Annotated in this window: 29 protein-coding genes; 12 read left to right on the top strand and 17 right to left on the bottom strand. The window is 64.1% G+C overall.

The window, feature by feature from the left end; genetic code table 11:
• Positions 1-23: 23 nt before the first annotated feature.
• From ACLGL5_RS33455 to ACLGL5_RS33445, 3 genes are all read right to left on the bottom strand, one after another.
• A complete protein-coding gene (locus tag ACLGL5_RS33455; protein ID WP_027047308.1) occupies positions 24-1,112 on the bottom strand; it encodes a hypothetical protein in 1,089 nt (362 codons plus the stop codon).
• A 309-nt stretch (positions 1,113-1,421) separates the two neighbouring features.
• Complete coding sequence (locus ACLGL5_RS33450) at positions 1,422-1,811, bottom strand: c-type cytochrome (RefSeq protein ID WP_064980616.1); 390 nt, start codon at positions 1,809-1,811, stop codon at positions 1,422-1,424.
• 111 nt (positions 1,812-1,922) lie between these two features.
• A complete protein-coding gene (locus ACLGL5_RS33445) occupies positions 1,923-2,780 on the bottom strand; it encodes a LysR substrate-binding domain-containing protein (protein WP_010911153.1) in 858 nt (285 codons plus the stop codon).
• A 99-nt stretch (positions 2,781-2,879) separates the two neighbouring features.
• On the opposite strand from ACLGL5_RS33445, the gene ACLGL5_RS33440 reads away from it, so the two are divergent.
• Positions 2,880-3,776 (top strand): DMT family transporter, encoded by an 897-nt coding sequence (locus tag ACLGL5_RS33440; protein ID WP_069092997.1) that lies wholly within the window; start codon positions 2,880-2,882, stop codon positions 3,774-3,776.
• A 7-nt stretch (positions 3,777-3,783) separates the two neighbouring features.
• Here the strand turns inward: ACLGL5_RS33440 and ACLGL5_RS33435 are convergent, their stop codons facing one another.
• Complete coding sequence (locus tag ACLGL5_RS33435) at positions 3,784-4,395, bottom strand: thymidine kinase (protein ID WP_038649140.1); 612 nt, start codon at positions 4,393-4,395, stop codon at positions 3,784-3,786.
• A 257-nt stretch (positions 4,396-4,652) separates the two neighbouring features.
• Between ACLGL5_RS33435 and ACLGL5_RS33430 the strand changes: the two genes are divergently transcribed.
• From ACLGL5_RS33430 to choV, 3 genes are all read left to right on the top strand, one after another.
• Positions 4,653-5,588 (top strand): choline ABC transporter substrate-binding protein, encoded by a 936-nt coding sequence (locus ACLGL5_RS33430; RefSeq protein ID WP_020629012.1) that lies wholly within the window; start codon positions 4,653-4,655, stop codon positions 5,586-5,588.
• Between the two features lie 136 nt (positions 5,589-5,724).
• The gene (choW, locus tag ACLGL5_RS33425) at positions 5,725-6,579 is read left to right on the top strand and encodes a choline ABC transporter permease subunit (RefSeq protein ID WP_069092996.1); all 855 of its coding nucleotides are present in this window, start codon (positions 5,725-5,727) and stop codon (positions 6,577-6,579) included.
• On the top strand, positions 6,576-7,757 hold the full coding sequence (gene choV / locus ACLGL5_RS33420) for a choline ABC transporter ATP-binding protein (protein ID WP_019860704.1): 1,182 nt from the start codon (positions 6,576-6,578) through the stop codon (positions 7,755-7,757). Before choW ends, choV begins: the two co-directional genes overlap by 4 nt.
• 6 nt (positions 7,758-7,763) lie before the next feature.
• Here choV and ACLGL5_RS33415 read toward each other — a convergent pair whose 3' ends face one another.
• Entirely contained in the window at positions 7,764-9,173 is a 1,410-nt protein-coding gene (locus ACLGL5_RS33415; protein WP_019860702.1) for an ATP-binding protein, read from the bottom strand.
• The gene (locus ACLGL5_RS33410) at positions 9,170-9,886 is read right to left on the bottom strand and encodes a response regulator (protein WP_027047307.1); all 717 of its coding nucleotides are present in this window, start codon (positions 9,884-9,886) and stop codon (positions 9,170-9,172) included. The genes ACLGL5_RS33415 and ACLGL5_RS33410 overlap by 4 nt, the downstream gene beginning before the upstream one ends.
• A gap of 344 nt (positions 9,887-10,230) precedes the next feature.
• On the opposite strand from ACLGL5_RS33410, the gene ACLGL5_RS33405 reads away from it, so the two are divergent.
• The 4 genes from ACLGL5_RS33405 to clpS all read left to right on the top strand — a co-directional run bounded on the left by ACLGL5_RS33405 (position 10,231) and on the right by clpS (position 11,742).
• A complete protein-coding gene (locus tag ACLGL5_RS33405) occupies positions 10,231-10,530 on the top strand; it encodes a hypothetical protein (protein WP_019860700.1) in 300 nt (99 codons plus the stop codon).
• Positions 10,531-10,566: 36 nt separating this feature from the next.
• A complete protein-coding gene (locus tag ACLGL5_RS33400; RefSeq protein ID WP_069092995.1) occupies positions 10,567-10,821 on the top strand; it encodes a hypothetical protein in 255 nt (84 codons plus the stop codon).
• Positions 10,822-10,983: 162 nt separating this feature from the next.
• Positions 10,984-11,298: a hypothetical protein gene (locus ACLGL5_RS33395; RefSeq protein ID WP_032920723.1), complete on the top strand. Its 315-nt coding sequence runs from the start codon at positions 10,984-10,986 to the stop codon at positions 11,296-11,298.
• 138 nt (positions 11,299-11,436) lie between these two features.
• On the top strand, positions 11,437-11,742 hold the full coding sequence (gene clpS / locus ACLGL5_RS33390) for an ATP-dependent Clp protease adapter ClpS (protein WP_010911143.1): 306 nt from the start codon (positions 11,437-11,439) through the stop codon (positions 11,740-11,742).
• A 177-nt stretch (positions 11,743-11,919) separates the two neighbouring features.
• Here clpS and ACLGL5_RS33385 read toward each other — a convergent pair whose 3' ends face one another.
• From ACLGL5_RS33385 to ACLGL5_RS33370, 4 genes are read right to left on the bottom strand one after another with little or no spacing between them, the layout of a single operon-like run.
• Complete coding sequence (locus ACLGL5_RS33385) at positions 11,920-13,998, bottom strand: hypothetical protein (RefSeq protein WP_069092994.1); 2,079 nt, start codon at positions 13,996-13,998, stop codon at positions 11,920-11,922.
• Positions 13,999-14,001: 3 nt separating this feature from the next.
• A complete protein-coding gene (locus ACLGL5_RS33380; protein ID WP_069092993.1) occupies positions 14,002-16,821 on the bottom strand; it encodes a DUF4159 domain-containing protein in 2,820 nt (939 codons plus the stop codon).
• Entirely contained in the window at positions 16,818-17,795 is a 978-nt protein-coding gene (locus ACLGL5_RS33375; protein WP_069092992.1) for a DUF58 domain-containing protein, read from the bottom strand. The genes ACLGL5_RS33380 and ACLGL5_RS33375 overlap by 4 nt, the downstream gene beginning before the upstream one ends.
• Positions 17,795-18,799, bottom strand: coding sequence for an AAA family ATPase (locus tag ACLGL5_RS33370; RefSeq protein ID WP_019860694.1), 1,005 nt, complete (start codon positions 18,797-18,799; stop codon positions 17,795-17,797). Before ACLGL5_RS33370 ends, ACLGL5_RS33375 begins: the two co-directional genes overlap by 1 nt.
• Positions 18,800-18,940: 141 nt before the next feature.
• On the opposite strand from ACLGL5_RS33370, the gene ACLGL5_RS33365 reads away from it, so the two are divergent.
• Genes ACLGL5_RS33365 through ACLGL5_RS33355 form a run of 3 tightly spaced genes read left to right on the top strand, consistent with a single transcriptional unit; the run spans position 18,941 to position 21,461 of the window.
• Positions 18,941-19,570 carry a DUF1285 domain-containing protein gene (locus ACLGL5_RS33365; RefSeq protein ID WP_019860693.1) on the top strand — a complete coding sequence of 210 codons (630 nt, stop codon included), beginning with the start codon at positions 18,941-18,943 and terminating at the stop codon, positions 19,568-19,570.
• Positions 19,570-20,202, top strand: coding sequence for a CoA pyrophosphatase (locus tag ACLGL5_RS33360; RefSeq protein ID WP_069093519.1), 633 nt, complete (start codon positions 19,570-19,572; stop codon positions 20,200-20,202). The genes ACLGL5_RS33365 and ACLGL5_RS33360 overlap by 1 nt, the downstream gene beginning before the upstream one ends.
• Positions 20,199-21,461 carry a CCA tRNA nucleotidyltransferase gene (locus ACLGL5_RS33355; RefSeq protein WP_069092991.1) on the top strand — a complete coding sequence of 421 codons (1,263 nt, stop codon included), beginning with the start codon at positions 20,199-20,201 and terminating at the stop codon, positions 21,459-21,461. Before ACLGL5_RS33360 ends, ACLGL5_RS33355 begins: the two co-directional genes overlap by 4 nt.
• A gap of 80 nt (positions 21,462-21,541) precedes the next feature.
• On the opposite strand, the gene ACLGL5_RS33350 is transcribed toward ACLGL5_RS33355, so the two are convergent.
• From ACLGL5_RS33350 to hemF, 4 genes are all read right to left on the bottom strand, one after another.
• Complete coding sequence (locus ACLGL5_RS33350; RefSeq protein WP_494372841.1) at positions 21,542-22,522, bottom strand: S8 family serine peptidase; 981 nt, start codon at positions 22,520-22,522, stop codon at positions 21,542-21,544.
• Positions 22,523-22,608: 86 nt separating this feature from the next.
• Complete coding sequence (locus ACLGL5_RS33345; RefSeq protein WP_038649121.1) at positions 22,609-23,187, bottom strand: hypothetical protein; 579 nt, start codon at positions 23,185-23,187, stop codon at positions 22,609-22,611.
• Between the two features lie 261 nt (positions 23,188-23,448).
• Positions 23,449-23,634: a DUF1059 domain-containing protein gene (locus tag ACLGL5_RS33340; RefSeq protein WP_027047304.1), complete on the bottom strand. Its 186-nt coding sequence runs from the start codon at positions 23,632-23,634 to the stop codon at positions 23,449-23,451.
• A gap of 192 nt (positions 23,635-23,826) precedes the next feature.
• A complete protein-coding gene (gene hemF, locus ACLGL5_RS33335; RefSeq protein ID WP_019860687.1) occupies positions 23,827-24,741 on the bottom strand; it encodes an oxygen-dependent coproporphyrinogen oxidase in 915 nt (304 codons plus the stop codon).
• Between the two features lie 173 nt (positions 24,742-24,914).
• On the opposite strand from hemF, the gene ACLGL5_RS33330 reads away from it, so the two are divergent.
• A complete protein-coding gene (locus ACLGL5_RS33330) occupies positions 24,915-25,172 on the top strand; it encodes a hypothetical protein (protein ID WP_023770299.1) in 258 nt (85 codons plus the stop codon).
• A gap of 6 nt (positions 25,173-25,178) precedes the next feature.
• On the opposite strand, the gene ACLGL5_RS33325 is transcribed toward ACLGL5_RS33330, so the two are convergent.
• From ACLGL5_RS33325 to ACLGL5_RS33315, 3 genes are all read right to left on the bottom strand, one after another.
• Entirely contained in the window at positions 25,179-25,379 is a 201-nt protein-coding gene (locus ACLGL5_RS33325) for a hypothetical protein (RefSeq protein WP_038649117.1), read from the bottom strand.
• Positions 25,380-25,422: 43 nt separating this feature from the next.
• Positions 25,423-25,866, bottom strand: a complete 444-nt coding sequence (soxR, locus tag ACLGL5_RS33320; protein ID WP_019860684.1) for a redox-sensitive transcriptional activator SoxR — start codon at positions 25,864-25,866, stop codon at positions 25,423-25,425.
• 154 nt (positions 25,867-26,020) lie between these two features.
• Positions 26,021-26,479, bottom strand: a complete 459-nt coding sequence (locus ACLGL5_RS33315) for a tRNA (cytidine(34)-2'-O)-methyltransferase (protein WP_038649114.1) — start codon at positions 26,477-26,479, stop codon at positions 26,021-26,023.
• Positions 26,480-26,961: the final 482 nt, after the last annotated feature.

Below are 26,961 nucleotides of genomic sequence, written 5' to 3'. Positions count from 1 at the left end.
TGTCGCACCGGTGCGCGCGGCAATTATGACTGCACGTAGTTGGCCGAATTGTGCTTCTTCAGCACCTCGTCGAAGCGCCGGGCAAAGGCATCGTCGGCGAGCTTCTTGCGGCGCTGGATATCGGCGCTGGCGACCATGTTCTTCTCGTGCATTTCGAGCAGGTCGCCAATGTGCTTCTGCGAAGCGGCGCCGATGCCGGCCATGGTTTCTTCCGCCGTGTTGTCGACCTGGCTGCCCAGCGTGTTGATCTTGTGGGCGACGTCCTGCTGCGCGGCGGTCTTCAGCGAATCTTCCAGCGCCTTGTAGAGCACGATGCGCTGCTCGGTATCGATGGTCAGCTTGTTGATCAGCGTCGACTGCGCGGCGATCTGGTTGTTGAGCGAATCGACGAAGGTCTGGAACATCGAGGTGTAGCGCTCGAGCGTCTGGCTTTCGGCCAGCAGTTCCTGCTCCTTGGCCTGCTTCTCGTTGTATTCGGTGGCGAGCTTGGAGCGTTCGCCCTCAAGTTGGGTGCGGTCCTTCTGGCTGGTCGAGGCGGCGATCTTGTTTTCGATGTCGAGCAGCATCGGGTTGAGTTCCTCGATGCGTTTCTGCACGGCTTCGAGGTTCGACATGGTGGTCTTGCGGCGCTCGATCACCTGCGACAGGCTGGTCTCGGAGGTCTTGTAGCGCTGGTCGAGGACCTCCTTCTGCGCCTTCAGGATGCCGACGATGGTGTCGGACTTGGCCAGAAGTTCCTGCAGATTGCCGGCCAGCGACATGTTGCGGACGCGGTCGGTGCGCATACGCTGCTTGCGCTGGCTGGAGAAGACACCGACGAAGTTTTCCCAGCCGGTGTAGTTCTTCATGCTCTCGAACTCGGCGCCGAAGACGTTGGTGGCGTCCTCGAGGCCGATGATCAGGTCGGCAATGTTGCCTTCCATCACCTTCTGCTGCTTCAGCACGTCCTCGATGCGGGCGTTCTCGATGTCGAAATTGGCGTCGCCGATCTTCTTGTCAGCGGTGGCAAGCGTGTCGAGCACGGTGCCGGACTGCTCGATCTTGGTGCGCATGTCCTGGACGACCTGCTTGGTCTTGGCAATTTCGGCGTCGAAATTCTGCAATGTCGCCATAGGGGCCTCCCGCTTCGGCTTCCGGTCGCTGATTGCGAACAGCGGCGAATATATGTGGGGCATCCGGGGATTGAAAGACGTGAAGACAAGGGTCGTGTGAAAACAAAAGAATCCGCCAAGGCCTTGAAAGACAATGCAGGTGGGGTCATGGCGTGATTAGCCGGTCAGTCGGGACTAGTTCAGCTGTCATTGAACTTTCATGCCGGCAAGACAGTCGGCCCCGGCCGACGCGGAAATGCTGAATTCGGCAGGGGATTGAACCGGTTGCAGGCAAACATATCAGTGCGGCCGCACCGCACCGACGCGCACTCAGGGCTTCGGATCGGCCTTCAGATAGGCGATGACATTGGCGATGTCGTCATCATTCGTCAGACCACCAAAAGCCATTTTGTTGCCGGGAACTTTGAGCTTAGGGGCCTTGAGATACTCGGTGAGATTTGCCTCGTCCCAGACGAGACCGGCAGCGCCCGCACTCTTCATGGCTTCGGAATAATGGCCAAGGAAGCTTTCCGCGGTGCCCGCGGTGCGGCCGACGACACCCTTGAGATGCGGGCCAACCTTGTCGCGGTCGGTGGCCGCCTCATGGCAGGCCATGCAGCGGTTGAAGACGTGCTTGCCCTGCACCGGGTCGCCGCCGGCATGGGCGGCAATGGAGGTGGCAATGAGAAGAAGGCTGGCTGAGGAAACGGCTCGAAGCATGGCTGACCCCGGAGAGCTCTGGCTGACGGCCTTATAGGACCGAGGCCTTAACAAACGCTGCACCGCGGCGAGTGGGCCGGTCGCACCCAATCCCGTGCGGAGACGATGATCTCAGGCTTGCTGTGCGAGGTCGCGGCGCAGGAAATCATGCAGCCGATCGACCGCCGGCGTGCTCGACAGCGGGTTGCGCAGGATGCCGATCTCGAGATCCGGCAGCACGGGAAGCCCTTCATTGCCGCCGATGATGCGCAGCGATGGCGGTACGCTGCGCTGCGCCAGGCCGGCGACGGCGAGCCCGGCCTGCACGACCGCGATCAGGCCAAGCAGGGAGGCGCTGGAATAGGTGCAACGGTAAGACCGGTCAGCTTCGCCAAGCGCCTGCAGGACATTCATCCTGGCGGCACAGCCGGGCTCGAACAGGGCGACAGGCAAGGGATCGGTCTGCCAGGCGACATGGTTCGGCGAGGCGACCCAGACGAAACGCTCAAGCCGGATGACGTCGAGCGGCTGGTCCGGCAAGCGAGTGACGATCGCCAGGTCGAGCCGTCCTTCCGCCAGGGTTTTCACCAGCGCGGTCGACTGTTCGCAGATCAGTTCCACCGTCACCAGCGGGTGATCCTCGGCAAAACGCGATAGGACAGGTGGCAGAAGGAAGGCAGCGTAATCGTCCGGCACGCCAAGACGCACGCTGCCCGTCTCCTTCGGCCGCGTGACGCTCGCCCAGGCCTCATCCGACAGCTTCAGCAGCCGGCGCGCATAGATGAGAAAATCCTCGCCGATGGCGTTGGGGGTAACCGTTCTCGGTCCGCGCACCAGAAGCTGGTTGCCCACCATCTCCTCCAGCCGCTGCATCTGCATGCTGACCGCCGACTGGCTGCGGCCGACCCGGGGCGCCGCATTGGACAGGCTGCCGCTCTCGACGACGGCGACGAAGGTTTTCAGGAGGTTGAGGTCAAGCGGAGCAGCCATGGTGCTATCAGCATATCGAATAGCCTGATCCAAATCTATTCGCTTGTTTGAAAGCTATACTGGTGGCCAGATGGGTTTCGCCCGTCTGAGGGATTTTCGATGAAGGACATGCCAACTTCCCGTTTTCCGGCCGCGAGCCTGGCCTTGGCGATGACGATAGCCGGCACGGTTGGCGCCTTTGTCACGGAAGCGGGGCTTCATCCCGTGACAATCGTGTTCTGGCGCTGCGTGTTCGGCGCCATGTTCCTCGGCGCATGGTGCCTGCTGCGGGGCTATCTGCCGTACAGGACGCTGTCGCCGTCCCGCCTCGCGCTGGCTGCACTTGCCGGCGCCTGCATGGTGCTGAGCTGGACGGCCTTCTTCGCCGGCTTCGCCATGACGTCGATCGCCACGACGACGATCGTCTATCACGTGCAGCCGTTCTTCGTGGTCATCATCGGGGTGGTCTTCCTCAAGGAGCGTATCTCGCTCGACCAGATGCTGTGGATGCTTGGCGCGTTCCTTGGCGTCGTGCTGGCCAGCGGGCTGGTGGTTTCGCATGCGCAGGCCAGCACGGCATGGGCGCTGGGCATCGCGCTGACGCTGGTCGCCGCGCTGCTCTATGCGGTGGCGACGATCCTCGCCAAGGGCCTGGGCCGGCAGCGCGCGGAGGTCACCGTGCTTTGCCAGACGATCGTCGGGATCGTCATGCTCGCGCCCTTCGCCGATATCGGCCAGCATGTTCCCGTGCATGCATGGGGCTGGCTGGCCAGCATCGGCGTGCTGCACACCGGCATTGCCTATGTGCTGATGAACTCGGCCTTTCCGCGCCTGACGACGCCGGTGATCGGCATCATCACCTTCATCTATCCGGTCGTTGCCATCATCATCGACTGGGCGATCTACGGGCATCCGCTTGGGCCGGCGCAGGCCGCCGGCATGGCGCTGATCGCCGTGGCGACATTCGGTGTCCGGCTGGGCTGGCGGTTTCCGCTGAGGCGCGTCTCTGCGGCCTGACGCAGGGTCAGGATTTCATGAAGCCGATGAAATCGTCGGGCGCGGCGCGGCCCATTTCTTCTTCCCAGTGACGGCGGCAGAGCGAGACATAGACATCCTTGCCGATCGCCACCTGTTCCCCCCGGTGGGCCACCTTGCCGTCGGGGCCGAGGCGCACGACCATCGTGGCCTTGCGGCCGCAGCGGCAAATGGTGCGCACCTCGCGCAGATCATCGGCGATCGCCAGCAGCGCGCGCGAGCCGGAAAACAGCTTGCCCTGGAAATCGGTGCGCAGGCCGTAACACATGACCGGGATGTTCAGCCGGTCGGCGATGCGGGCCAATTGCCAGACCTGCTCTTCCTCGAGGAACTGCGCCTCGTCGACGAAGACGCAGTGCACGGTCGTATGGTCGTGATGTTCGGCGACGCGGGCGAACAGGTCGTCGCCGTCGCGGAACATCTCGGCCTCCGTCTCCAGCCCGATGCGCGACGAGATCAGGCCGCTGTCGCCCTTGCGGTAATGGCCTGCGACGAACAGCATCGTCGTCATGCCGCGTTCGCGATAATTATACGAGGCCTGCAAGAGCATCGTCGTCTTGCCGGCATTCATCGTCGCGTAGTTGAAGTAGAGCTTGGCCATGCCGCTCTTTTAAGCCGACTTGGCCCAAAGCGGGGAGGGGCCGCTGGCGCATTCCCCTGAAAAAGCCGGCTCGCCGCTGAAAAAGATAAGCGGCGTGACAAAAGCGTCAGCCGTGTCGCTGATTGGCCAGTCCGCGCCGTTGATCGTGATTGCCTTAACGCTTGAAACTACACCAGAATGGTGTTTGGCTGACGAAACAAGGCGGGCAGAGAAACCGTTTCCACGCTTCGCCAAAGAATCACAATGGGAGACTGTCTATGTCGCGTATGAATTCCTTTGTCGCCGGCCTCGGCCTGGCGGCTTTGTTGTCCACGAGCGCCGCCTTCGCCGGTGACGCCGAAAGCTGCAAGACCGTGCGTCTTTCCGATGTCGGCTGGACCGACATTCAGGCGACCACCGGTCTCGCTTCGGTGCTGCTCACCGCGCTCGGCTACGAGCCGAAGGTGATCCAGCTGTCGGTGCCGGTGACCATGGCTTCCCTGAAGAACAAGGACCTTGACGTCTTCCTCGGCAACTGGATGCCGTCGATGACCAACGACATCAAGGATTACACCGCCGATGGCTCGGTCGAGACCATCAGCACGAACCTGACCGGCGCCGGCTACGGCATCGTCGTGCCGACCTATGTCGCGGACGCCGGCGTCAAGTCGCTGACCGACCTTGGCAAGTTCAAGGACAAGTTCAACGGCAAGATCTACGGTATCGAAGCCGGCAATGACGGCAACCGCATCATCCTCGACATGATCAAGAACCCGAAGGACAATCTCGAGGGCTTCGAGCTGGTCGAATCCTCGGAGGCCGGCATGCTGACGCAGGCCGAGCAGTCGATGAAGAACAATGAGTGGATCGCCTTCCTCGGCTGGACGCCGCATCCGGTGATGGGCGCCATGAAGATCACCTATCTCGACGGCATGGGCGATAGCGGTTTCGGCGCGGCCACCGTGTTCACCAATGTGCGCAAGGGCTACACCACCGAGTGCCCGAATGCGGGCAAGTTCATCGCCAACCTGAAGTTCAATCTGGACATGGAAGGCCAGATGATGGACGCGATCCTCAAGGGCGGTGACGCCCAGACGGTCGCCACCGACTGGCTGAAGAAGAACCCGGACGCGGTCAAGCCATGGATCGCCGGCGTGACCACCTTCGACGGCGGTGACGCCGCGGCGGCGGTCAAGACAGCGCTCGGAAGCTGAGCCGACTTCGCATCCGGCATGACCGGATGAAGATGGGCAGCCGTTTGACAAAGGGCTGCCCTTTTTCACATCCTGTGACAAGATGACGTTGCGACAGCGCGGGGCCGAAGGCAGAGCCCTGTGGAAGAGGGGTGAGATGGATCCGATTTCCAAATTCATGGTTGATCACAAGATCCCGATCGGCGCCTGGGGAAAGTCCTTTTTCGGGTTCCTGACCGATAATTTCGACACCATCTTCAGAGCCTTCTCCAACGGTCTGAATTTCATTCTCGACGGGCTGGTCGACCTCCTGCTGATGGTGCCGCCGGTGCTGCTGGCGCTGGTTATCGCTGTCATCGCCTGGTTGCTGCAGCGCTCGCGGCCACTCGCCATCGGCGTCTTCCTCGGCCTGATCTTCATCATCAACCAGAACCTGTGGAAGCAGACCGTGCAGACGCTGGTGCTGGTCGTCGCGGCCGCAGCCATGGCCATGGCCATCGGCGTGCCGCTCGGCATCTGGGCGGCGCACAAGCCGAAGGTCTACCGCGTCATGCTGCCGGTGCTCGATCTGATGCAGACGCTGCCGACCTTCGTCTACCTGATCCCGGTCTTGACCCTGTTCGGCCTTGGTAACGCGCCCGGCCTCATCGTCACCATCATCTTCGTCATCCCGACCGCGGTCAGGCTCACGCATCTGGGCGTCGTCTCGGTGCCGAAGTCGATCATCGAGGCCGGCGAGGCGTTCGGCGCCACCAAGAGCCAGCTGTTGTGGAAGGTGGAACTGCCATCGGCGTTGCCCACCATCATGGCGGGTCTGACGCAGTCGATCATGCTGTCGCTGTCGATGGTGGTGTTCGCGGCCCTCATCGGCGCCGGTGGGCTGGGCACGGAGATCAACCGCGCGCTCGGCTCGCGCCGCATCGATCTCGGGCTTGAGGCGGGCCTCGCCATCGTCGTGCTGGCCATCGTGCTCGACCGAATGACCCGCATTGGCGTTGGAGGCAAGAAATGACCGTCGCCGTCGATTTCAAGAACGTCGATATCGTCTTCGGCGCCGACCAGGCCGGTTCGCTTGCGATGATCGACAAGGGCGCTACACGCGCCGAAATCCTGGAGAAAACCGGCAATGTGCTGGGCTGCGCCGACGCCAGCCTTACCGTGCATGAAGGCGAGATCTCGGTGCTGATGGGCCTGTCGGGTTCCGGCAAGTCGACCCTGCTTCGGGCCGTCAACAGGCTCAATGTGGTGTCGCGCGGCCAGGTGCTGGTCAAGGACGGCGACAAGATTGTCGACGTCGTCACCTGCGACGAGCCGACCTTGCGGCGCTTGCGCCAGAAGCAGGTGGCGATGGTGTTCCAGCAGTTCGGCCTGCTGCCGTGGCGCACGGTGGAGGAAAATGTCGGGCTCGGCCTCGAACTTGCCGGCGTGCCGGACGCCGAGCGCAAGGAGCGCGTGCACAAGCAGCTCAAGCTGGTCAATCTCGACCAGTGGTCGAAGAAATACGCGCACGAGCTGTCGGGCGGCATGCAGCAGCGCGTCGGCCTGGCGCGGGCCTTCGCCACCGAGGCGCCGATCCTGTTGATGGACGAGCCGTTCTCGGCGCTCGACCCGCTGATCCGCACCAAGCTACAGGACGAATTGCTGCAGCTGCAGGCCGAGCTGAAGAAAACCATCATCTTCGTCAGCCACGACCTGGAAGAGGCGCTGAAGATCGGCAGCCACATCACCATCATGGAGGGCGGGCGCATCGTCCAGACCGGCGCGCCGGAAGACATCGTGCTGCGACCCGCCAACGACTATGTCCGCGACTTCATCGCCAATGTGAATCCGCTCTCGGTGCTGACCGCCTGGAATGTGATGCGCGACCGCCGCGACCTCGAGCACGGCGACAATGGCTGGGTGTGGCTCGACCGGCGCAAGACGACGCGCTTCAAGATCGACGATCACGGCCTGGTGGCGGCGGCCGAACGCGACGGCAAGCCGGCGGTCTGGGTGTCCTGCGCCGATGTCGAGGCCCAGTCGGAGGAAGCTGCGCAAGTGTTCTGGGCCAATCCCGGCACGTCGCTGAAAACCGTGATGCTGGCCATGCACCGCTCGCAGACGGCCCCCGTGGCGCTGTTCGACGACCAGTCGCGCTTCGTCGGCGCCATCGGCATCAGGGATGTGCTGAGCGCGGTGTTGAGAAGATAGAGCGGTTCAGGTCGCCTGCGGCAGGCGCAGCTCCGTTACAAGCCCACCGTCCGGATGATTGGACAGGCGGATCTCGCCGCCGGCGGCGCGCGCGATGTTGCGGGCGATGGTGAGTCCCAGGCCGAGGCCCCCGGTCTGGCGGTTGCGGGACTGTTCGAGGCGCACGAAGGAGCCGAAGACGGCATCGATCTGCGCCTGCGGTATGCCAGGCCCTTCGTCGCGGATGGTGAGCGTGATCGTGCCGTCCGAGCGGTGCAGGCTGAGATGCGCCTTCTTGCCGTAGGTGACGGCGTTCTGCACCAGATTGGTTACGCAGCGTTTGAGCGCCACCGGCCGCGCAATGCAGATCAGGCCGCGCGAACGGGTGTCGTCATTGTCGAACGAGACCTCCGGATAGGGGTCGGCGATCGATTCCACGAGCGACCAGAAGTCGATGCGCTCGGCCTTCTCCTCGTTCACCTCGAAAGTGGCGAAGTCGATCACGGAACTGGCGATGCTTTCGACATCGGCGAGATCATGGGCCAGCGCCTCGCGAACCGCCGATTTGCGCAACAGTTCGAGCCGCAGCCGCATGCGCGTCATCGGCGTGCGCAAATCATGCGCAAGCGCCGCGGCGAGATGTTCGCGGTCCTCGACATATTCGCGCAGCCTCTTCTGCATGGCGTTGATCGCCCTGGCGGCGGCCCGCACCTCGCGGCTGCCCGACTCGGCGATCGGCGGGCTTTTCAGGTCCTTGCCGATCCGGTTCACGGCGGTTTCCATCATCCGGTAGGGCGCGGTCAGCCGGCGCAGCGACCAGATCGACATGATCACCACCAGGCCGGCGATCAGCGAATAGAGCGGCAGGCTGTCGAAGCTCAGGATCGGGCCGACCGGCGTGATCGGCTCGGTGAAGTTCAGCCACTGGCCGTCGGCGAAGCGCAAGGAGGCCGTCAGCTTGTCGCTCTGGGCGAAATCGGCGGCGAGCACCAGAAGGTCGCGCTCGACCTGGCCGATATCGGGGCCGGATGCTGTGCCGCTGGCGTCGTCGGCCTCACGCGTTGCCGGATCGCGCCGCACGCGCGCATCGGTGATGCCGAACTTCGACAGCCGGCCGACGAGAATATCCTCGAGTTCGGCCAGTTCGTCATCACCGGCGATCGAGGAGGTGACGGCGGGCGTGTCCGAGACGGTAAGGGCGTAAGTCGAGTTGAACAGGCCCGCCGCGGTTGCCTTGCGCTCCTCGGGCGTGGCGCCGCTCATCAGCTGCACCAAGGAGAAGGCGCGGTCGTTGAGCCGGTAGAGGTCGACCACGTCGTTGGCGGCAGCGCGGTCGCGCGACACGATATAGAGGGTCGCGACCTGGCTGATCAGAAGGCCGGCAATGACGATCAGCAGCACCCAGACAGGCAAGGTCTGCGGCAGGAAACGTCTCATTCGGAGGTCGTCTCGGGCAGGAACTGGTAGCCGCCGCTGCGCACCGTCAGGATCAGTTTCGGCGTTTTCGGATCATCTTCCATCTTGCGCCGCAGCCGGCTGACCAGGATGTCGATGCTGCGGTCGAAGGAATAGTCGCTGTCGCCGCCGGAAAGCTCGATGAGCTGGTCGCGGGTCAGCACGCGCTGGGCACTCTTGACGAAGGTCTGCAGCAGGTTGAACTCGGCCATGGTCAGCTCGACCCTGACATCGTCGGGCGCCGTCAGCCGGCGCCGCGAACAATCCATCGTCCAGCCGGCGAAATGGTAGATCTGCTTTGTGGTGGCGCGTTTCGGTTCGGAAGTACCATTGCGCCGCAGCACGGCACGGATGCGCGCCAGGAGTTCGCGCGGATCGAAGGGTTTGGGCACATAATCGTCGGCGCCCATCTCCAGGCCGACGACGCGGTCGGTGGTCTCGGTGACGGCGGTCAGCATGATGATCGGGGTCGAGTACTGGGCGCGCAGGTCGCGGCACAGTTCCAGCCCGCTCTTGCCGGGCAACATCACGTCGAGCACGATGAGGTCCACCTGCGCGCGGCGCAGGACAGCCTCCATCTCGGTACCGTCGGCGGCAACCGAAGTGTGCAGGCCCCGCTTCTGGAAGAACTCCTGAAGCAGGTCGCGGATGCCCTTGTCGTCGTCGACGATCAGTATGTGTGCGTCGGATTTCACGAGGTGCCCTGTCTCGATTGCCGGCCAAGTCATTCCTGGCAGGTGAGCCACACGATAGAATTCGGGCCATATGTTGGCCAGTGCCTTGCTTTTCAAGGGAGAACGAATTCGGCCTTCTCCACATGGAAAGCGATGGCCGTGCTGAAGCTCTTTGTTTCCATGCGTGCGGTTCCCAAAGCCGGGACCGATTTGGACGATACGCATGGGGCGGGCGGGCCAGACACAATCCAGAAACAAAATTCTACAATTGGGAAAAACTCCTGAAAAGGTAGGGCGGCATAACGGAGCCGTGGCGGTCAGATTACCGGCTGCGACGCAAAATCTCCGGGTTCACGGAAAAACCGATGCCAAGCTTGTCGATCAGTTTGTTGGGTGCGTTGCTGGGCCTTGGCCTGGTCACTGCCGCTGTTGGACAATCGGACGCAAAGGCGCCGCTCACCCGGAGCGAACGGTGCGCCAATCTCAGCCACCAATTTGATGAAGCCCTCGAAACCCATGCCACGGCAACGCAGGTCACCGCGGCAAAGGCACTTCAGAGAAAGGGCAACCGGTACTGCGCCGCCAAGAAACAGGCACAGGGCATCCGGATGCTCGCCAACGCTTTGAAGCTGCTTGGAGTGACACCGAACGACCCGGTCCAGTGACACTCAACTTGACCCGCATAAAAAGGAAATGAAGCCATGAAGAAGTCCATCCTCTCCGCCACCGGTCTCGCCGTCGCTCTGGCTTTCGCGATGCCCGCTCTTGGCAACGCCGCTGCCACCACGACCGCTGCTCCGGCTGCTGCTGCCACCACGACCACCCCGGCCCCGGCTGCTGACGCCACCGTCAAGCCCCCGGTGAAGAAGGTCGTCAAGAAGGTCAAGCACAAGAAGGCTCCGGCCAAGAAGGTTGTGAAGAAGGCGACGGACAAGGCTGCTCCGAAGAAGCCCTGATCGGCTCCGAAGCCAGTTTCTATCAAGGCCGTTCCAGCCGTAGCCGGCTGGGGCGGCCTTCTGCCAGGCACCTGATCGAGCGGCTGAATACCGGTGGCTTGCAGCCGGCCACCTCGATCTGACTTAACCCGTTTTCAACGCCGGCCATGTAGGACAATCCGCATGAAGAAGCGGCTTTCGTCCATTTTGCGTTCGATGGTGATTGGCGGCCTGGTTGCCACCGGTGTCGCCAGGGTGCTGATTCTGCTCACCGCCAGCCCCGTGCCCGATCCTGCCAGTGGCCGCACCGAGCCCTCGCTGTTCGCGCCGATAATTTCCAGCAACTGGGACTACATCACACCTGTCCAGGCGTGGCTGCTGATCGTGTTGCTTGCCGTGACGCTGGTCTGCGTCGTCGGATGGCCGATCGCGGCCTGGATGGAACGCCGGGCGGATGCCGGTGCCAACCGCCGTATCTTCGGCCGCCAGGGCCGTTGAACCGCGCCCGACAATTTCCCACATGATTGTGAATACCGGGCCGGCCCGCCGGCCGCCCGCATGCCAATCAAAATGGACGATCGCTGCCGCCCGTGGCAAAATACCGGGTAAAGCCCGATCGCGAAACTGTCGGTTCCGATGCCAGAAATCACCACAAAACCGCGAACCAAGGTCAAGCCGCAGACCGAGCGGCCGAAGCTCTACAAGGTCATCCTCATCAATGACGATTTCACGCCGCGGGAATTCGTCGTCACGGTGCTCAAGGGCGAGTTCAAGCTCAGCGAGGACCAAGCGCACCGCATCATGATCACCGCGCATCGGCGTGGCGTCTGCGTGGTCGCGGTCTTCACCAAGGATGTCGCCGAGACCAAGGCGACGCGTGCCACCGACGCCGGCAAGGCCAAGGGCTACCCGCTGCTGTTCACGACCGAGCCGGAGGAGTAGAGGTGGGGCGCCTCTTCCTTCTCCCCCTGTGGGAGAAGGTGGCCTCGCGAATCGAGGTCGGATGAGGGGTGTTCCAGCGAACACCAACGCCTCACTCCGCTGTAACAGCACTCAACCGTCTCGGCGCTGCGGGCCGATCCACCTTCTCCCACAAGGGGAGAAGGAAGAGGCGCTGCGCTACCGCCCCTCGCGGTACCACATCGAGCCCATGGCCAGGAGCAGCAGGCCGAGGCCGAGGAAGCCGCCGAACAGCGGCACGCGCGAGACGGCCTTCAAGACGCTATCGTCGGTGGTGCGCAGGCCGATCCAGTCGCTGCCGGAGGCATCGCCGGCCGAGCGCACCGGCACGATGGACGGCAGGGTCACGTCGCTGCCCAGCGCCGTCGATGACGCCAGCCGGCGCACGCTGCCGCCGGTGGCTTCCGCCGGTGCCTTCAGCCGGTTTTCGGTGGAGACGACGTCGGCGAATTCCGGCGCGTTGACCGGTCCGACATGGGCGAGCGCGGTGAGATCGCCATTAGCGACCTGGAAGAGGCCGATCTCATTGGTCTGGACGCTGCCGAGGAAAACGCCGGGCTCGGATTTATCGAGCTTGACGGTCACTGTCTTGCCTGAGGGCGTGATGATCTGCGCGGAGCCTGGATCGTCGGCCATGGTCTGGCGGCGGATCTCCAGCACCATGCCGCGTCCCTCGGCGGTCAGCCGCTCTTCCTCGAGTTCGGGCTCCTTCATCAGCCAGTGGGCGATGCGCCTGTAGAGCTGGACATGCGGACCACCGCCCTCGAAGCCGCGCGCCCACAGCCAGCCCTGGTCGGACAGAAGCATGCCGACGCGGCCTTCGCCCTTGCGGTCGAGCAGCAGCAGGGGCCGGTTGTCGGCGCCCTTCATCACCACCTCGCCTTGCGGATTCTGCACGCCGATGGTGCGGAACCAGCGGCTCCAGTGCGGCGGCTCGGTGGCCGAACCATCGAGACCGCGCGTCACCGGGTGACGCTGGCCGAGGTCGGTCAGGCGCGGATAGAAGGCCTTTTCCACCACTTCGCCGGTGGGCATGGCCGGCAGCGCTGACATCAGCGGCGTGCGCGCGATCGAAGCCTCGCCGGCATATTCGGGGCCGGCGGCGATCAGCAGCGCGCCGCCCTTCTCGACATATTCGGAGATGTAGTCGTAGTAGAGGATCGGCAGCACGTCGCGGTGCTGGTAGCGGTCGAAGATAATGAGGTCGAAATCCTTGATCTTCTCGACGAACAGTTCGCGCGTCGGGAAGGCGATCAGCGATAATTCGTTGATCGGCGTGCCGTCCTGCTTTTCCGGCGGTCGCAGAATGGTGAAGTGGACGAGATCGACCGAGGCGTCGGATTTCAACAGATTGCGCCAGGTGCGCTCGCCCGCATGCGGTTCGCCCGAAACGAGCAGCACGCGCAAATTCTCGCGGATGCCGTCGACCAGCGCGATGGCGCGGTTGTTGGTGTCGGTCAGTTCTCCGGGTTCGCGGTCGATGGCGAGTTCGATGATGTTGCGACCGGCGCCGGGGATGGTCACCTGCAGCGGCATGGCCTGGCCGACGGTGGCATGCTCGACCGAGACCTGCTCGCCATTGACCGAGACGCGCACATCGACCGGGGCGCCTTCGTTTTCAGTCGAGATGACGCGGTAGGTCATGTCGAGCGGCTTGCCGACGATGCCGAAACGCGGCGCGTTCTCGAAGCGGATGCGGCGGTCCTTTTCGTGGTCGTTGCCGGTGATCAAGGCGTGCAGCGGCGCGTTGAAGTCGGGCGCACCCGGGGGCGCGTCATGCACCTCACCATCGGTGATCATGATGGCGCCGCCGATGCGCGACGGCGGCACGTCGCGGAAGGCGCCTTCCAGCGCGCCGAACAGCCGTGTTTCGGTACGCTCCTCGGCGGCATCGGACTTGCCGGCCTCGACGACGCGGACGTCGAACTGCTTGAAGCGGCCTAGACGCTGCTGCAGTCCGGCGAGCGCTTCATCGGTCTGCTTGGTACGGTCGCCGATGTCCTGGCTCTGGCTGCGGTCGACGATCAGCGCGACGACGCTCTTCAGCGGCTCGCGCTCCTCATTGAGGAACACCGGGTTGAACAGGGCGGCGGCCAGCGCCAGCAGGGCGACGAAGCGCAGGACACCGCCGCGCTGGCGGAACCACAAGCCGACAAGCGCCAGCAGCGCCAGCGGCACCAGCACGAGGGCCAGCAATGGACATGAGATCAGCGGTTCGAAGGAGATCGACCAGTTCATTGGTCACTGCCCCAGCCGTTCGAGCAGAATGGGGACATGCACCTGGTCGGATTTGTAGTTGCCGGTCAGCATATACATCATGATGTTGACGCCGGCGCGCAGCGCGTAGACGCGCTGCATCGGGTCGGCTGGCACGGTCGGCAGCAGCGGGTCGCCATTCTCGTCGACCGCCCAGGCGCCGGCGAAATCATTGGCGGTGATCATGATCGGCGAGACGCCGTCGCCGGTGCGCACCGGCCGGTTGTCGGCGTTGCTGGCGTCGAGCGAGGCCTCGACCCAGAGCGGGCTGCCGGCGAAGCGGCCGGGGAACTCCGGCAGGATGAAGAAGGACTTGGTCAGCACGTGGTCCGACGGCACGGGCTCCAGCGGCGGCACGTTGAGGTTGGCGAGGATGTCGCGCAGCCGCTCTGTCGCCGGGCTGGTCGAATCGGCGCCGATGCCGTTGGCGAACTGGTCGCGCGTGTCGAACAGCACCGTGCCGCCCTGTTGCATATAGGCGTCGATGCGGGCGATCGCAGCCTGGCTCGGCATCGGGGCGGCCGGATCGATCGGCCAGTAGATCAGCGGATAGAAGGACAGTTCGTCCTTCGCAATGTCGACACCGGCAGGCGCGCCGGGTTCCAGCGCGGTCTTTTCGATCAGGAAGCGGGTCAGGCCCTCGAGCCCGGCGCGGCTGATCGAATCGTCGCCCGGCACGCCGGTCAGCACATAGGCGATGCGGGTCTTCGAAATCGCCGTGATGGCCGCCTCGTCGCCCGGCTTGGCATCGTCGGCGCGGGCGAAATCGGCATGGCCGAACAGCGCGCCAAGCGCGATCACGACCGCCGCGGTGGTGGCCACAGCGCCGGCACGGCGCCGCCGGCGCGAGAACAGCCCGCCCATCCAGAACACGGCCAGCGTGTCGAGCAGCATCAGCACCAGGGCTGATGAGACCAGCGGACCTTTCAGATTGCGGGATTCATCGAAGGCGTACTGGATTGATGTGACCGGAACAGTGAGTTGCGGGCGTGCCAGCGGCACGAACGTGCTTGCGGCGTCGAGCAGGTTGTGGGCGAAGACGCCGGTATCCGAGCCGTAAAGGCCGGGCGGGTTCTCGAAGGTCACCCGCGCGCCGGCGCTCGGCACCAGCGGCCGTGCATCCGGCGTCGGCGGCACCAGCGAGCCGTCGGCCGCGATCATGCGGTAGGGTGCCAGCGATGTGGCGGCGGCTTCGGCATTGGCGATCGCCGCGCCCTGGTTGCGCGACAGCTGCACGATGCGGCGCAGCATCTCGACGAAGCTGCCCGAGATCGGCAGGTTCGACCATGTCGCCTCGGGCGTGACGTGGAACAGCACCAGCGTGCCCTTGCCCTTCTTCAGCCCGGTGACCAGCGGCGTGCCGTCGGCAAGAGCGGCCCAGGTGCGCTCGACGATATCGGGCGTCGGTTCGGCCAGCACCTGCCTGCTCACGGTGACTTCAGTGGGCGGCGCCAGATCGGCGAAGGGACCGGCCTTGGGGAATTCGGTGACCGGCTGCGGCGAGGTCCAGGACAGCGCGCCACCGAGCGAACGCTCGCCGGTGCGCAGGCGAACCGGCAGCAGATCGTCGTCATTGCCGGCGGCGGCCAGCCGCGACCCAGCGAAACGCACCAGCGTACCGCCATTGTCGACCCAGTCGACCAACCGCTGCCGGACCTGCGCCGGAATGGTGCCGATGTCGGCCATGATGATCATCGCCGGCTTCTGGTCGAGGATCTGCGGGATGGCGTCGGCGAGATCGGCGCTGGAGGGTTCGACCAGATCGGCGAAGGGCTGCAGCGCGCGCCTGATATAGTAGAGCGGTGACAGAAGCGGCTGCGCCTGGTCGGCCTCGGCCTGCGATAAGAGCCCGACGCGGCGGCGCTTGGAACTTTCGTCGAGCACGCGCACCGCACCCGCCTGGCGTTCGCCGTCGAGGGCGATCGAAGCGAAGTCGTTGCGCAACTCGAACGGCACCGCCATGGTGCCGGTGGCGGTGGCTTCGCCGGGCGCGAAGGTCAGCGTCGCATCGGCGATGCGGCGGCCCTTGTCGTCGAAGGCGCCGGCGGTGACCTGCGCCGGTGCCGGGTCACCCGGCGCACGGACGGCGGTGAGCGCGAAACCGTCGACCTGGTTGTCCGCGGCGGTGAGGCCGGTCAGCGAAAGCCGGTCGGCCGTTGCCCAAACCACGCGTGCCGCATTCTTCGACAACAGCGTGTTGAAGGCGGCCTCGTCGCCCTTGGCCGCGAGGCCGTCGGCCAGCACGGCGACACTGGCGCCGGGCAAGGTCTGCAGCACGCCGGCGACGCGGGCATAGACGGCGGGCCGGTCGGTCGGGATCGGCCGCGGCTTGGCGGCGCGCAGCCGGTCGAGTGCGGCGGCGGCATCGAAGGGGCCGATCTCCGCATTGGCCTTTTCGGCGGTGAAGGCGATGATGACCGGCACGCCGTTCGAGCCGGCATCCTTGATGAGCCGCTCGGCGGTGGCGACGCGTTTGTTCCAGTCGGCGGCACTCGCCCAGTCATTGTCGATGACCAGTGCAAGGGCCGCACCCTCGGCCGGCAGTTTTTCGCGCGGGTTGAAGACCGGTTCGGCCAGGGCCGCGACGATGAGGCCCGCCATCAGCAGCCTGAGCATCGTCAGCCACCAGGGGCTTTGATGCGGCGTCTCCTCGCGCTTCAAGACGCGCGCCAGGATCTTCAGCGGCGGGAAGATCTCGGCCTGCGGCTTGGGCGGCGTCAGCCTGAGCAGCCACCAGATCACCGGCAGCGCCAGCAGGCCCCACAGCACCATGGGAGCGCCAAAGGAGAGCGGCAGCCAGCTCATGCGCCGACCACCTTTCCAGGTTGACCGCCAGCGGCGGTCGGCCTGAATTGACCAGCGCGGCTGCCGGCGCTAGGCCCGGCATAACCCCCATCGGCGGTCATGGCCATGTGCAGGCGCACCAGCGCGTCGGACGCGAGCCGATCGGTGTGGTTGACGGTAAAACTCCAGCCGAGCCGCTTGCACCAGCCGGCCAGCTCCTGGCGGCGGGCGGTGTAGAGCAGGCGGTATTCGTCACCGAGCATTTCGGCGCGTCCGGCGGTCAGCTTTTCGCCGGTCTCGGGGTCGGTGAACTCGGTGCGGCCGGCATAGGGGAAGGTTTCCTCGGCCGGGTCGGCAACCTCGATCAGATGGGCACGCACGCCGTGGCGGGCGAGCACGTCGAGCCATTCCATCGTCTCCTCGACCGGGTCGAGGAAATCGCTGGCGATGACGATGTCGCAGAAGCGCCTGATGTCGGTGAGGTCAGGCTTCGCCGGCAAGTCGCCGGCATGCATCAGCTGGGCGGCGATGCGCTCGGCGCCGTTGCGGGCGGTGAACGGATCGGTCAGGCCCGGCCAGGCGATGCGCTCGCCGCTGCGCGACAACAATTCGGCCATGGCCAGCGCCAGCACCAGCGCGCGCGACTGCTTGGAGACGCTGGCGCCGGTCGATTTGTAGAGCATGGACGGCGAGGGGTCGGCCCACAGCCATACCGTATGGGCGGCTTCCCATTCGCGGTCGCGCACATAGGTGTGGTCGTCGCGCGCCGAGCGGCGCCAGTCGATGCGTGAGGAGTCGCCCTCGACATAGGGCCGGAACTGCCAGAAATTCTCGCCGATGCCGCGTTTGCGGCGGCCATGCCAGCCGGCGATCACGGTGTTGACGATGCGCCGCGCCTCGACCAGCAGGTCGGGCACCAGCGAAGCCCGCAACCGGCCACGGGCGAGCGCATCGCGCGTCGCTGCTGGAGCCTGGACCTCGCCGATACGCGCCATCAAATCCCTTTCACGAGTTTCGCCACCACGTCACGTACGCTGGTGCCCTCGGCGCGGGCGGCGAAGGTCAGCGCCATGCGGTGCTGCAGCGCCGGCTCGGCCAGCGCCCGCACGTCGTCGACCGAGGGCGCCAGCCGCCCATCGTAGAGCGCGCGCGCCCTCGTGCACAGCATCAGCGCCTGGCTGGCGCGCGGGCCGGGACCCCAGGCGACATGCTTGTCGGTCTCGGCATTGCCTTGGCCCGGACGCGCCGAACGCACCAGAGTGAGGATCGCCTCGACGACGCTTTCGGGCACCGGCATGCGGCGGATGAGCGTCTGGATCTCCTTCAATCGCGCCGGCTGCAGCACGTTCTGCGCCTTGGCGTCCTCGATGCCTGTGGTTTCCAGGAGGATGCGGCGCTCGGCCTCGATTTCGGGGTAGAGGATATCGACCTGCATCAGGAAGCGGTCGAGCTGGGCTTCCGGCAACGGATAGGTGCCTTCCTGCTCCAGCGGGTTCTGCGTCGCCAGCACATGGAAGGGGGCGGGCAGATCATAGCGGGCGCCGGCAATGGTGACGTGGTATTCCTGCATGGCCTGCAGCAGCGCCGACTGGGTGCGCGGCGAGGCGCGGTTGATCTCGTCGGCCATCAGCAGCTGGGCGAAGATCGGCCCGGGGATAAAGCGGAAGGAACGTTTGCCGGTCTCGTCCTGCTCCATCACCTCGGAACCGAGGATGTCGGACGGCATCAGGTCGGGCGTAAACTGGATGCGGCGCGAATCGAGGCCGAGCACGATTCCCAGCGTTTCGACCAGCTTGGTCTTGGCGAGGCCGGGAACACCGACCAGCAGCGCATGGCCACCGGCCAGCAGCGCCACGAGCGTCCGCTCGATAACACTCTCCTGGCCGAAGATCACCCGGCCGACCCCGTCGCGGATTCTGGAAATGTCGGCCAGCGCCTTTTCGGCCTCGGCGATCATATCCGTTTCGCTGATCGGGCTTTCCTTGACCATCACGCTCATTCGGCTCGATCCCTTTGGTTGGAAATACCGGCCCGCACCATATCATAGGTTGCCGCGATTCGGCCTCGCGTAGCGCCTATGGTCGAACTTAAATCACAGACTTAGGCTGACAAGCGGAACAACAGTGACTATTTCGTGACGATGACGGAACACGACGAGCATCGCCAACAAAGCCTTACGCAGGCAACCGAGGCGCGCGGCCTGGAAGCGCTGATCTCGCGCGCGGCGCGTGCCGGCAAGGGTGCGGCGCCCGTCGAACGCTGGAATCCCGACTTTTGCGGCGATCTCGACATGGAGATCAAGGCCGACGGCACCTGGTTCTATCTCGGCACGCCGATCGGCCGCATGCCGCTGGTGCAGCTTTTTTCCTCGGTGCTGCGCAAGGACGCGGACGGAAGGACTTATCTGGTCACGCCTGTGGAAAAGGTCGGCATCCGCGTCGCCGATGCGCCGTTCATCGCCGTCGAAATGGATGTTTCGGGCAGTGGCGACGAACAGATCATCACCTTCCGCACCAATGTCGGCGACGTGGTCGAGGCGGGGCCGGAACGGCCGCTGCGTTTCATCGACGAGAACGAGACCGGGGGCCTGAAGCCCTATGTGTTGGTGCGCGGCAGGCTGGAAGCGCTGGTCGGTCGGCCTGTCATGTACGAGCTGGTCGGGCATGGCGAGGAGATCGAGATCGGCGGCAAGGCGATGTTTGCCGTGCGCTCAAAGGGCGCGGTGTTCCCGATCATGCCGGCGGACCAGTTGAAACGGCTCAGCGCATGATGGACCGCGTGTCACTGATGCCGTTTTCATCGGCGGATTTTCGCGCGCGCTTCGCCGCCCAGCCGGATGCGCATGCCGGCGACGATTATGGCGACCATCGCTTCAATCCGGGCCATCCGCGGCTGAACCCGGGCAAGCCGCTGCGCAATGCGGCGGTGCTGATCCCCGTGGTCGATCACGAAGACGAAGCGACGGTTTTGCTGACCAAGCGGGCCGAAAAGCTGCGCAACCATTCGGGGCAGGTGGCCTTTCCCGGCGGCACCATCGATTCGACCGATGCCAGCCCGGAGGCGGCGGCGCTGCGCGAAACCTTCGAGGAGATCGGCCTCGATCAGGACCGCATCGAGATCATCGGCCGCATGCCCGACTATGTCGCCGGCAGCGGCTATCGCATCGCGCCGGTGCTGGGCATCGTGCGGCCCGGCTTCCAGCTCGACTTGAATGCCGACGAGGTCGATGCCGCCTTCGAAGTGCCGCTGCGCTTTCTGATGGATCCGGTGAATCACAAGCGCGACAGCCGCATGTGGAACGATCTCGAATGGTTCTTCTACGACATGCCCTATGGCGACCGCCGCATCTGGGGCGTCACCGCCGGCATCATCCGCACCCTCTATGAAAGGCTCTATGCGTGAGTGTTTCGATCGCGGGCAGGGCCGACTGGCTTGCCGACAAGCATTTGCAGCGCCTGCTTGCCGCCCTGGCAGAAGGCGGCGAGGAGGCCCGTGTCGCCGGCGGCGCCGTGCGCAACACGCTGATGGGCCAGCCGGTCGCCGATGTCGACATCGCCACCACCTGTTTGCCGGAGGAAATCATCCGCCGCGCCGAGACGGAGGGTTTCAAGCCGGTGCCGACCGGTATCGAGCATGGTACCGTCACGGTGGTCGCCGGCGGTAAGCCCTATGAAATCACCACTTTGCGCGCCGATGTCGAGACCGACGGCCGCCGCGCCAAGGTGTCGTTCGGGCGCGACTGGAAACTCGATGCCGAGCGGCGCGACTTCACCATCAACGCCCTCTACGCGGACGCGGATGGCTCCGTCGTCGATCTGGTCGGCGGCATCGCCGATATCGAGGCGCGGCGGCTGCGCTTCATCGGTGATGCGGAGGCACGCATCCGCGAGGATTATCTGCGCATCCTGCGCTTCTTCCGCTTCTTTGCCTGGTATGGCGAAGGCCGGCCGGACGCCGAGGGGCTGAAAGCCTGCGCCCGGCTGAAGGATGGCCTGGCGCAACTTTCGGCGGAGCGCGTCTGGTCCGAGCTGAAGAAACTGCTTTCGGCGCCTGATCCGTCGCGGGCGCTGCTGTGGATGCGGCAGGCTGGCGTTTTGACCGCCGCGCTGCCGGAAAGCGAGAAATGGGGCATCGACGCGATCCACGGGCTGACCAAGGCCGAGAAGGATCTGGGCTGGGCGGCCGATCCGATGCTGCGGCTGGAGGCGATCGTGCCGCCGGATGCCGCGCGCATGAAGACGCTGGCCGAGCGGCTGAGGTTTTCGACCGCGGAATCAGATCGTTTGCGCTACTGGGCGCTCTCCACGACCGTCGAGCCGAAGACGACCGAGGGCGAACTGGCGAAAAGGCTCTATCGCGGCGACCGGCAAGGGGTTGTCGACCGCCTGCGGCTGTCGCTTGCCGGAGCCCGGATGCGCGCTGTCGAGGACAATAATGCGCTGCTCGAGGCCGGCGGCTTTTCGCGCCTGCTGGCCTTCGCGCTCAAATGGGAAAAACCGGTGTTTCCGCTGAAAGGCGCCGACCTGACGGCGCTCGGCGCCACGCCGGGGCCGAAACTGGGCGAAATCCTCAAGAACCTCGAGACGGAATGGATCGAGGCGGGATTTGCCCCCGATCGCGGCGCGCTACTCGAACGCGCCGCGAAGGCGCTTGAAGCTTAGACTTGATCCTGGCCGGACGACCGTGCCGAAAGAAAAGCCATAACCGAGGCGACGATTTGACCGGGCGAAGCGTCGCTTTCCTACCTGATCGCCGTGGGAGCCAGCGCGCGCGAAAGGCTTGCCTCGCCCTTGCCGTAGACGGAGGCGTTGTAGTTGACCAGCGTGTCGGTACGAGCCGTGTTGAGCAGATCGTTGGTGATCTGGATTGGCGTGGCGCTGGTGAATTTGCTGCCGATGATCGCCGCATATCCTGAAATGATCGGTGCGGCGAAGGAGGTGCCATAAAGGCCTGTCTTGCTTCCATCGACACCAACAACGAGGAAGTGGCTTTGCACCAGCGGATTGGAGCCGGCGGTGTTGGAATACCAGGCAAGCTGGGCCTTGCTGGACGTCGTGCCGTTGGTGGACAGCGCACCGACGAAGATCGCGGATGGTTTTCCAATCAGGGCAAGGTCGAGATAGTCCTGCTGGCCGTTCGTGATCCCGCCCACGGCAACCGAATTGTTGCCCGCGGCCTTCGAAACAACAGCCGTTCCCCTGGTGGCATAGGAGATGATGGAGGCCTCTTCCGGGGCCCAGCCGATCTGGTTCGAGCTGTAGCCCGCCCTGGCGTACATGCCGTAGCTCAGATTGAGCACGTTCAGGCCGGGCGCCAGGCCGACGGCGGAACCGGTTGAGAAGTCCTTCGACCTGATGGTCGCCAAGGGCGCGATCATGCCGGCTTCCTCACGCGTCCATTCACCGTGGCGCTGGGTTTGAACCCCGACACCGAAATTGCCGGAGAAGCGCGATGTGCTGGAGAAATCGTCGACTATCGTGATCGTGACGCCCTTGCCCTTGTATCCCGCCGCCCAAGCGGCGCCTACGTCGGGGCTCATCCACCGCTGCACTGTTGGCGTGCCCGCGGCCGGGATCGTTGCGCTCACGCATGTGGACAGGCCGCCGCCGTGGCACAGCGCGGCCATCTCGTCCGCACTGACCGCCTCCTGTGCCGACGCCATCGGCGCCGACAGGATGGCGAGAGCCGTGGCGATACCGAATTTCAGGCAACTCCGGGACATGCTCTTACTCCGTTCAGACAAGAACCAAGACGGGTGATCGCGAATTTCGGGGCGAGATGATTTTCTCATTTACATCCTCCCGGCGATCAGAAAGTAACACGGTAATTCAGCCAGATGTGCTGGCTCTCCGGTTTAGCGTTAACCAGATATTTCAAGGTTTCCTCAGGCGCCATCTGGCTGGCCGCGAGCCGGCAATTGACGCTGTAGGTGCCAAAATCACCGTAGTCGGCTTCGCAGGACTTTTCGGTGAGCTTGCCGCCGATGGTCGTGGTGAGTGAAAGGGAAAGGGTGCTGTTCGGGTTCGGATGCATCTGAGTGAGGAAGCCAAGCTTGAGGCTGGGCTCGATCCGATACTTCTCGCCCTGTTCGCCGGTCCCAAATCCCCAAAGGATGCCGGTATCCTCCGTGATCTGGGTGAGCAGGTCTACATGCATGTCGACCCAGCTTGCCCGGTACCATTGGTTGAAGGAGACAAAGGTCCCGTTCTGCAGTTCGTAGCCGCCATTGCCCAGGCTTCTCGCGCGATCACTGAGCGGCGAGCCCTGATGTATGTCGACCAACGATGTCGTCATGTCCTGGGCAGCAGCCGGGGACGCCCCGATGAGCGCGCCCAGCAGGAACGCCATCGTGCCGAACCTCACTCGACTGCCGGACTTTTCGCGCATGCGCGAAACACCTCGCCCCACTGATTCCGGACCAGTGCCTGGTGGCGAAGGGCTTCTCTGGCAGCCCACTGTAGCCGGATTATCCGTCCGACAGTGGCACGGGTTCGGTTACCGCGTGGTTTATTTTAGCTGAGGCAAATATGACTTTTTTGACCCTGCGGGGTCTGGCTCGCTCGGCGTCCGCGATGGCGCTTCCATTCAATCTCGAAGCGCCAACGCGGCTGTTTTTCTGTTGCCGACGGCTCCTGGCCAGGGCAAAGCCTAGGCGGCGTCGCGCACCTTCTCTATGCGCGAGCGGATCGCTTCGATCATAGTTTCGCGGATTGTCGTCTCGCCATGCGTCTCGCGCATATGCTCGACGGCACGGCGCATCACTTCGGCTTCCTCGTCGGCACGGGTGTGCCACTCACAGCCGGGAACAAGCGAGCCGCAGTGGAATTGCTTCATCGGATTTCTCCTTTTCCTCCAGGGAGCCGGTCGAGGCTCCGCCACTTTTTTGGCCCACGGTCCATTCCCGGACGTGGGCGGGGCGAGAACTATAACACGGGAGGGGCGGTCTGGTTGCATCAAAGCATCGTGCGCCACCCGCCCTGTCTCCTCGACTTGACGCGATTCCGGACGGGATTGCTCCGGCTGATCCTATGGCCAGCGCACCTCCGGCGGCAGGCTGGACAGGATCGAGGCGACATTGCCGCCAGTCTTCAGGCCGAAGATGGTGCCGCGATCGTGAAGCAGGTTGAATTCGACATAGCGACCACGGCGGATGAGCTGTTCGTCGCGGTCGCCATCCGTCCAGTTTTCGTTGAAATTGGCGCGCACGAGGTGGCCGTAGACGACGAGGAAGGAGCGTCCGACGTCCTGGACGAAGTTGAAGTCGGCGTTCCAGCCGCCCTTGTCCTCGCCAGAATGCAGCCAGTCGAAGAAAATCCCGCCAACGCCGCGCGGCTCGTTGCGGTGCGGCAGGAAGAAATACTCGTCGCACCAGGCCTTGAATTTCGGGTGGTCGGCAATGGCGGCGTTCTTCTCGCATGCGAACTGCATGGCGCGGTGGAAGGCGACAGTGTCGGGGTCGTCCTGGGTGCGGCGGCGGTCGAGCACCGGCGTCAGATCGGCGCCGCCACCGAACCATTGCCTCGAGGTGACCACCATGCGTGTGTTCATGTGCACGGCCGGAACGTTGGGGTTCCAGGGGTGCGCGATCAGCGAGATGCCGGAGGCCCAAAAACGCGGGTCTTCCTCGGCGCCGGGCATCTGCTTCCTGAATTCGGGCGAGAACTCGCCGTAAACGGTCGAAGTGTGGACGCCGACCTTCTCGAAGACACGGCCATGCATCATCGACATGGTGCCGCCGCCACCCTTGCCGGCATCACGTTCCCAGGGTGTCTTTTCAAAGCGGCCCGGCGACCATGAGGCGAGAGGGCCCTGGAGATCCTGCTCGATCTGCTCGAAAGCGCCGCAGATGCGTTCGCGCAGCGCCTCGAACCACAGGCGCGCCTTCATCTTCTTTTCTTCGATGTCGGCGGGCAGGCCTACCAGTATTTCAGGTCGTTCCAAAATGCCGTCTCCGGTTGCGGGGCGACCGCCCCTACAAATGACTCGTCTTTTGCCGGCGCGATCCCTAATCTCTTAGGGAACAGGGTCAAGTCACTTTGCTTTTGCGCATGATCCTTTCCGAAACTCGGATTCCGATTTTCGGGGATTATGCGCCAGGTGCAGGGAGTTGTTTGGTGCGCACCCCGGCAAGACCGCCGCTGGATGGCCTGAAGAAAAGGCTCGATCAAAGCCGGGCTGAGCGCGCACGCATGCCGCGCGACGGTTTTCTGCGCGAGACCTTCGTCCTGCCGCGCTCCGATGCGCGGCTCAAGGCCAAGGAGTGGTTCGAGCGCTTTCCCAAGCAAGCCTACTGGACCGAGATCGAAAGCTGGTTCGAACGCCCGGGCGACCTGATCGAGTTCACGATCAGGCGGTTGCCGGCGGCGGACTAAAGAACGTCACGAGAAAAATAGGTCGCGCAATTTTGGAGAATCCAGGATCAGGTTCTCGCCAAGTAGCTTGCCGAATTTTTCAAAGCCCATTTTCCGCGCCTCGTCGAAGCTCAACGACGTAAAGAGCGTTGGCATGCCGCCGGAGTCCACCCGGTAGATCGTAATGAGTTGTGTCTCTTCTTCAGGTTGGATTAGATGTCCCAGCACTGACGGTTCCTTCCGTATCGCCTCATAGTCGCATTGCTTTCATTCAGGTTGCAACCAACCTTCTCGCCCCAGTGCCTTCCTTCGCCAGCCGGTCGCCCTTGTTCCTGAGCGGGCATTTGTCGATCGACATGCAGCCGCAGCCGATGCAGTCGGTCAGCCCGTCGCGCAGTTTCTTCAGCTGGGCGATCTTGTGGTCGAGCGCGTCGCGCCAGGCGGTCGAAAGCAATCCCCAGTCGTCGCGCGTCGGCGTGCGGCCTTCCGGCAGGGAGGCCAGTGCCTCGCCGATTTCGGCCAGCGAGATGCCGACCTCCTGCGCGACCTTGATGATTGCCACCCGCCGCAGCACGTCGCGGCCATAACGCCTCTGGTTGCCCGACGTGCGGTGGCTGCGGATCAGCCCGCGCGTCTCATAAAAATGCAGCGCCGACACCGCGACGCCGCTGCGCATGGCCACCTGGCCGACCGTCAATTCCGTTACCGGTGCCATTTCTCACTTTCCGCTTGACCTCAAGTTAAGTTGAGCTTGTAGCGAAGAAATGTTGATTGGGCAATGACAGGAGAAGGCGATGTGCGCCTGGGTGAGAATGACCGGAGAAACCGCTGTCGTCGGCGACGGCGAGGCCATCGATGGGCCGCCGATCCTATCCGAGCTGCCGGACGGCTTCGCCCGCCACCATGGCGACGGACAGCGCGACATTGATGCTGCGCGCGCTGCCCTGCATGGGGATGGTCAGCCGCGCATCCGCTGCCTGATGGACAGGATCCGGCACGCCCGCGGATTCGCGGCCGAACAGAAGCATGTCGCCGTCGGCAAAGCTGAAGTTGGTGTAGGGGGTCGCCGCCTTGGTCGACAGAAGCACCAGCCGGCGCCCGTCCTTCTTGCGCCGGTCCTCGAAGGCGTTCCAGTCGACATGCCGGGTCAGGGCAGCCATTTCGAGGTAATCCATGCCGGCGCGCTTGAGCGCCTTGTCGGAAAGCGGAAAGCCGGCCGGCTCGATGATGTCGACGCCAAGGCCGAGACAAGCGGCGAAGCGCAGGATTGTCCCGGTATTGCCGGCAATGTCCGGCTGGTAGAGCGCGATGCGGAGACGACAGTTCATTTCCGCATCCTTCTAATAAGTGGCAGATCGGCCACAGGAGTTTCCCGGTTTTGGAAATTCCTGGACCTGCGGGTGGCCATTTTCTGCGAAGTCGGGTATGTCAGTCGCATTGTCAACCCGAACCGATGGAGGGGACACTCATGATGACCATGCACATCCAGCGCCCCTCTCGTGGGCTTGTACGCCTGCCGGCGGCTTCGGTTCGACGATTCTCCTGACTCTCTAAGACTTGATCGCACCGATTCCCGCCGAAACGATTTTTCGGCTCTCGAAGGAATCCTGCGATGTTTTTCAAAAAGTCAAAAGGGCTGAACGCCCCACCTGAACATGTCCGGACCGACTCGTTCAGTCGCGTCCGGACCGACACTTGTCGTGTCCAGACCGATGCCGAGCGTCGGTTGCGGACCGAGGCAATCCGTGCCTCCGGCCGAATGCCGGCGGACGATGTTGCTTGGCCTTTTCATCTCTATTTTCATACGGAG

The organism is Mesorhizobium sp. U510 (assembly GCF_059180695.1).
The sequence above is the reverse complement of the archived record's forward strand: the minus strand, read 5'-3'. Positions and strand labels throughout refer to the sequence as shown.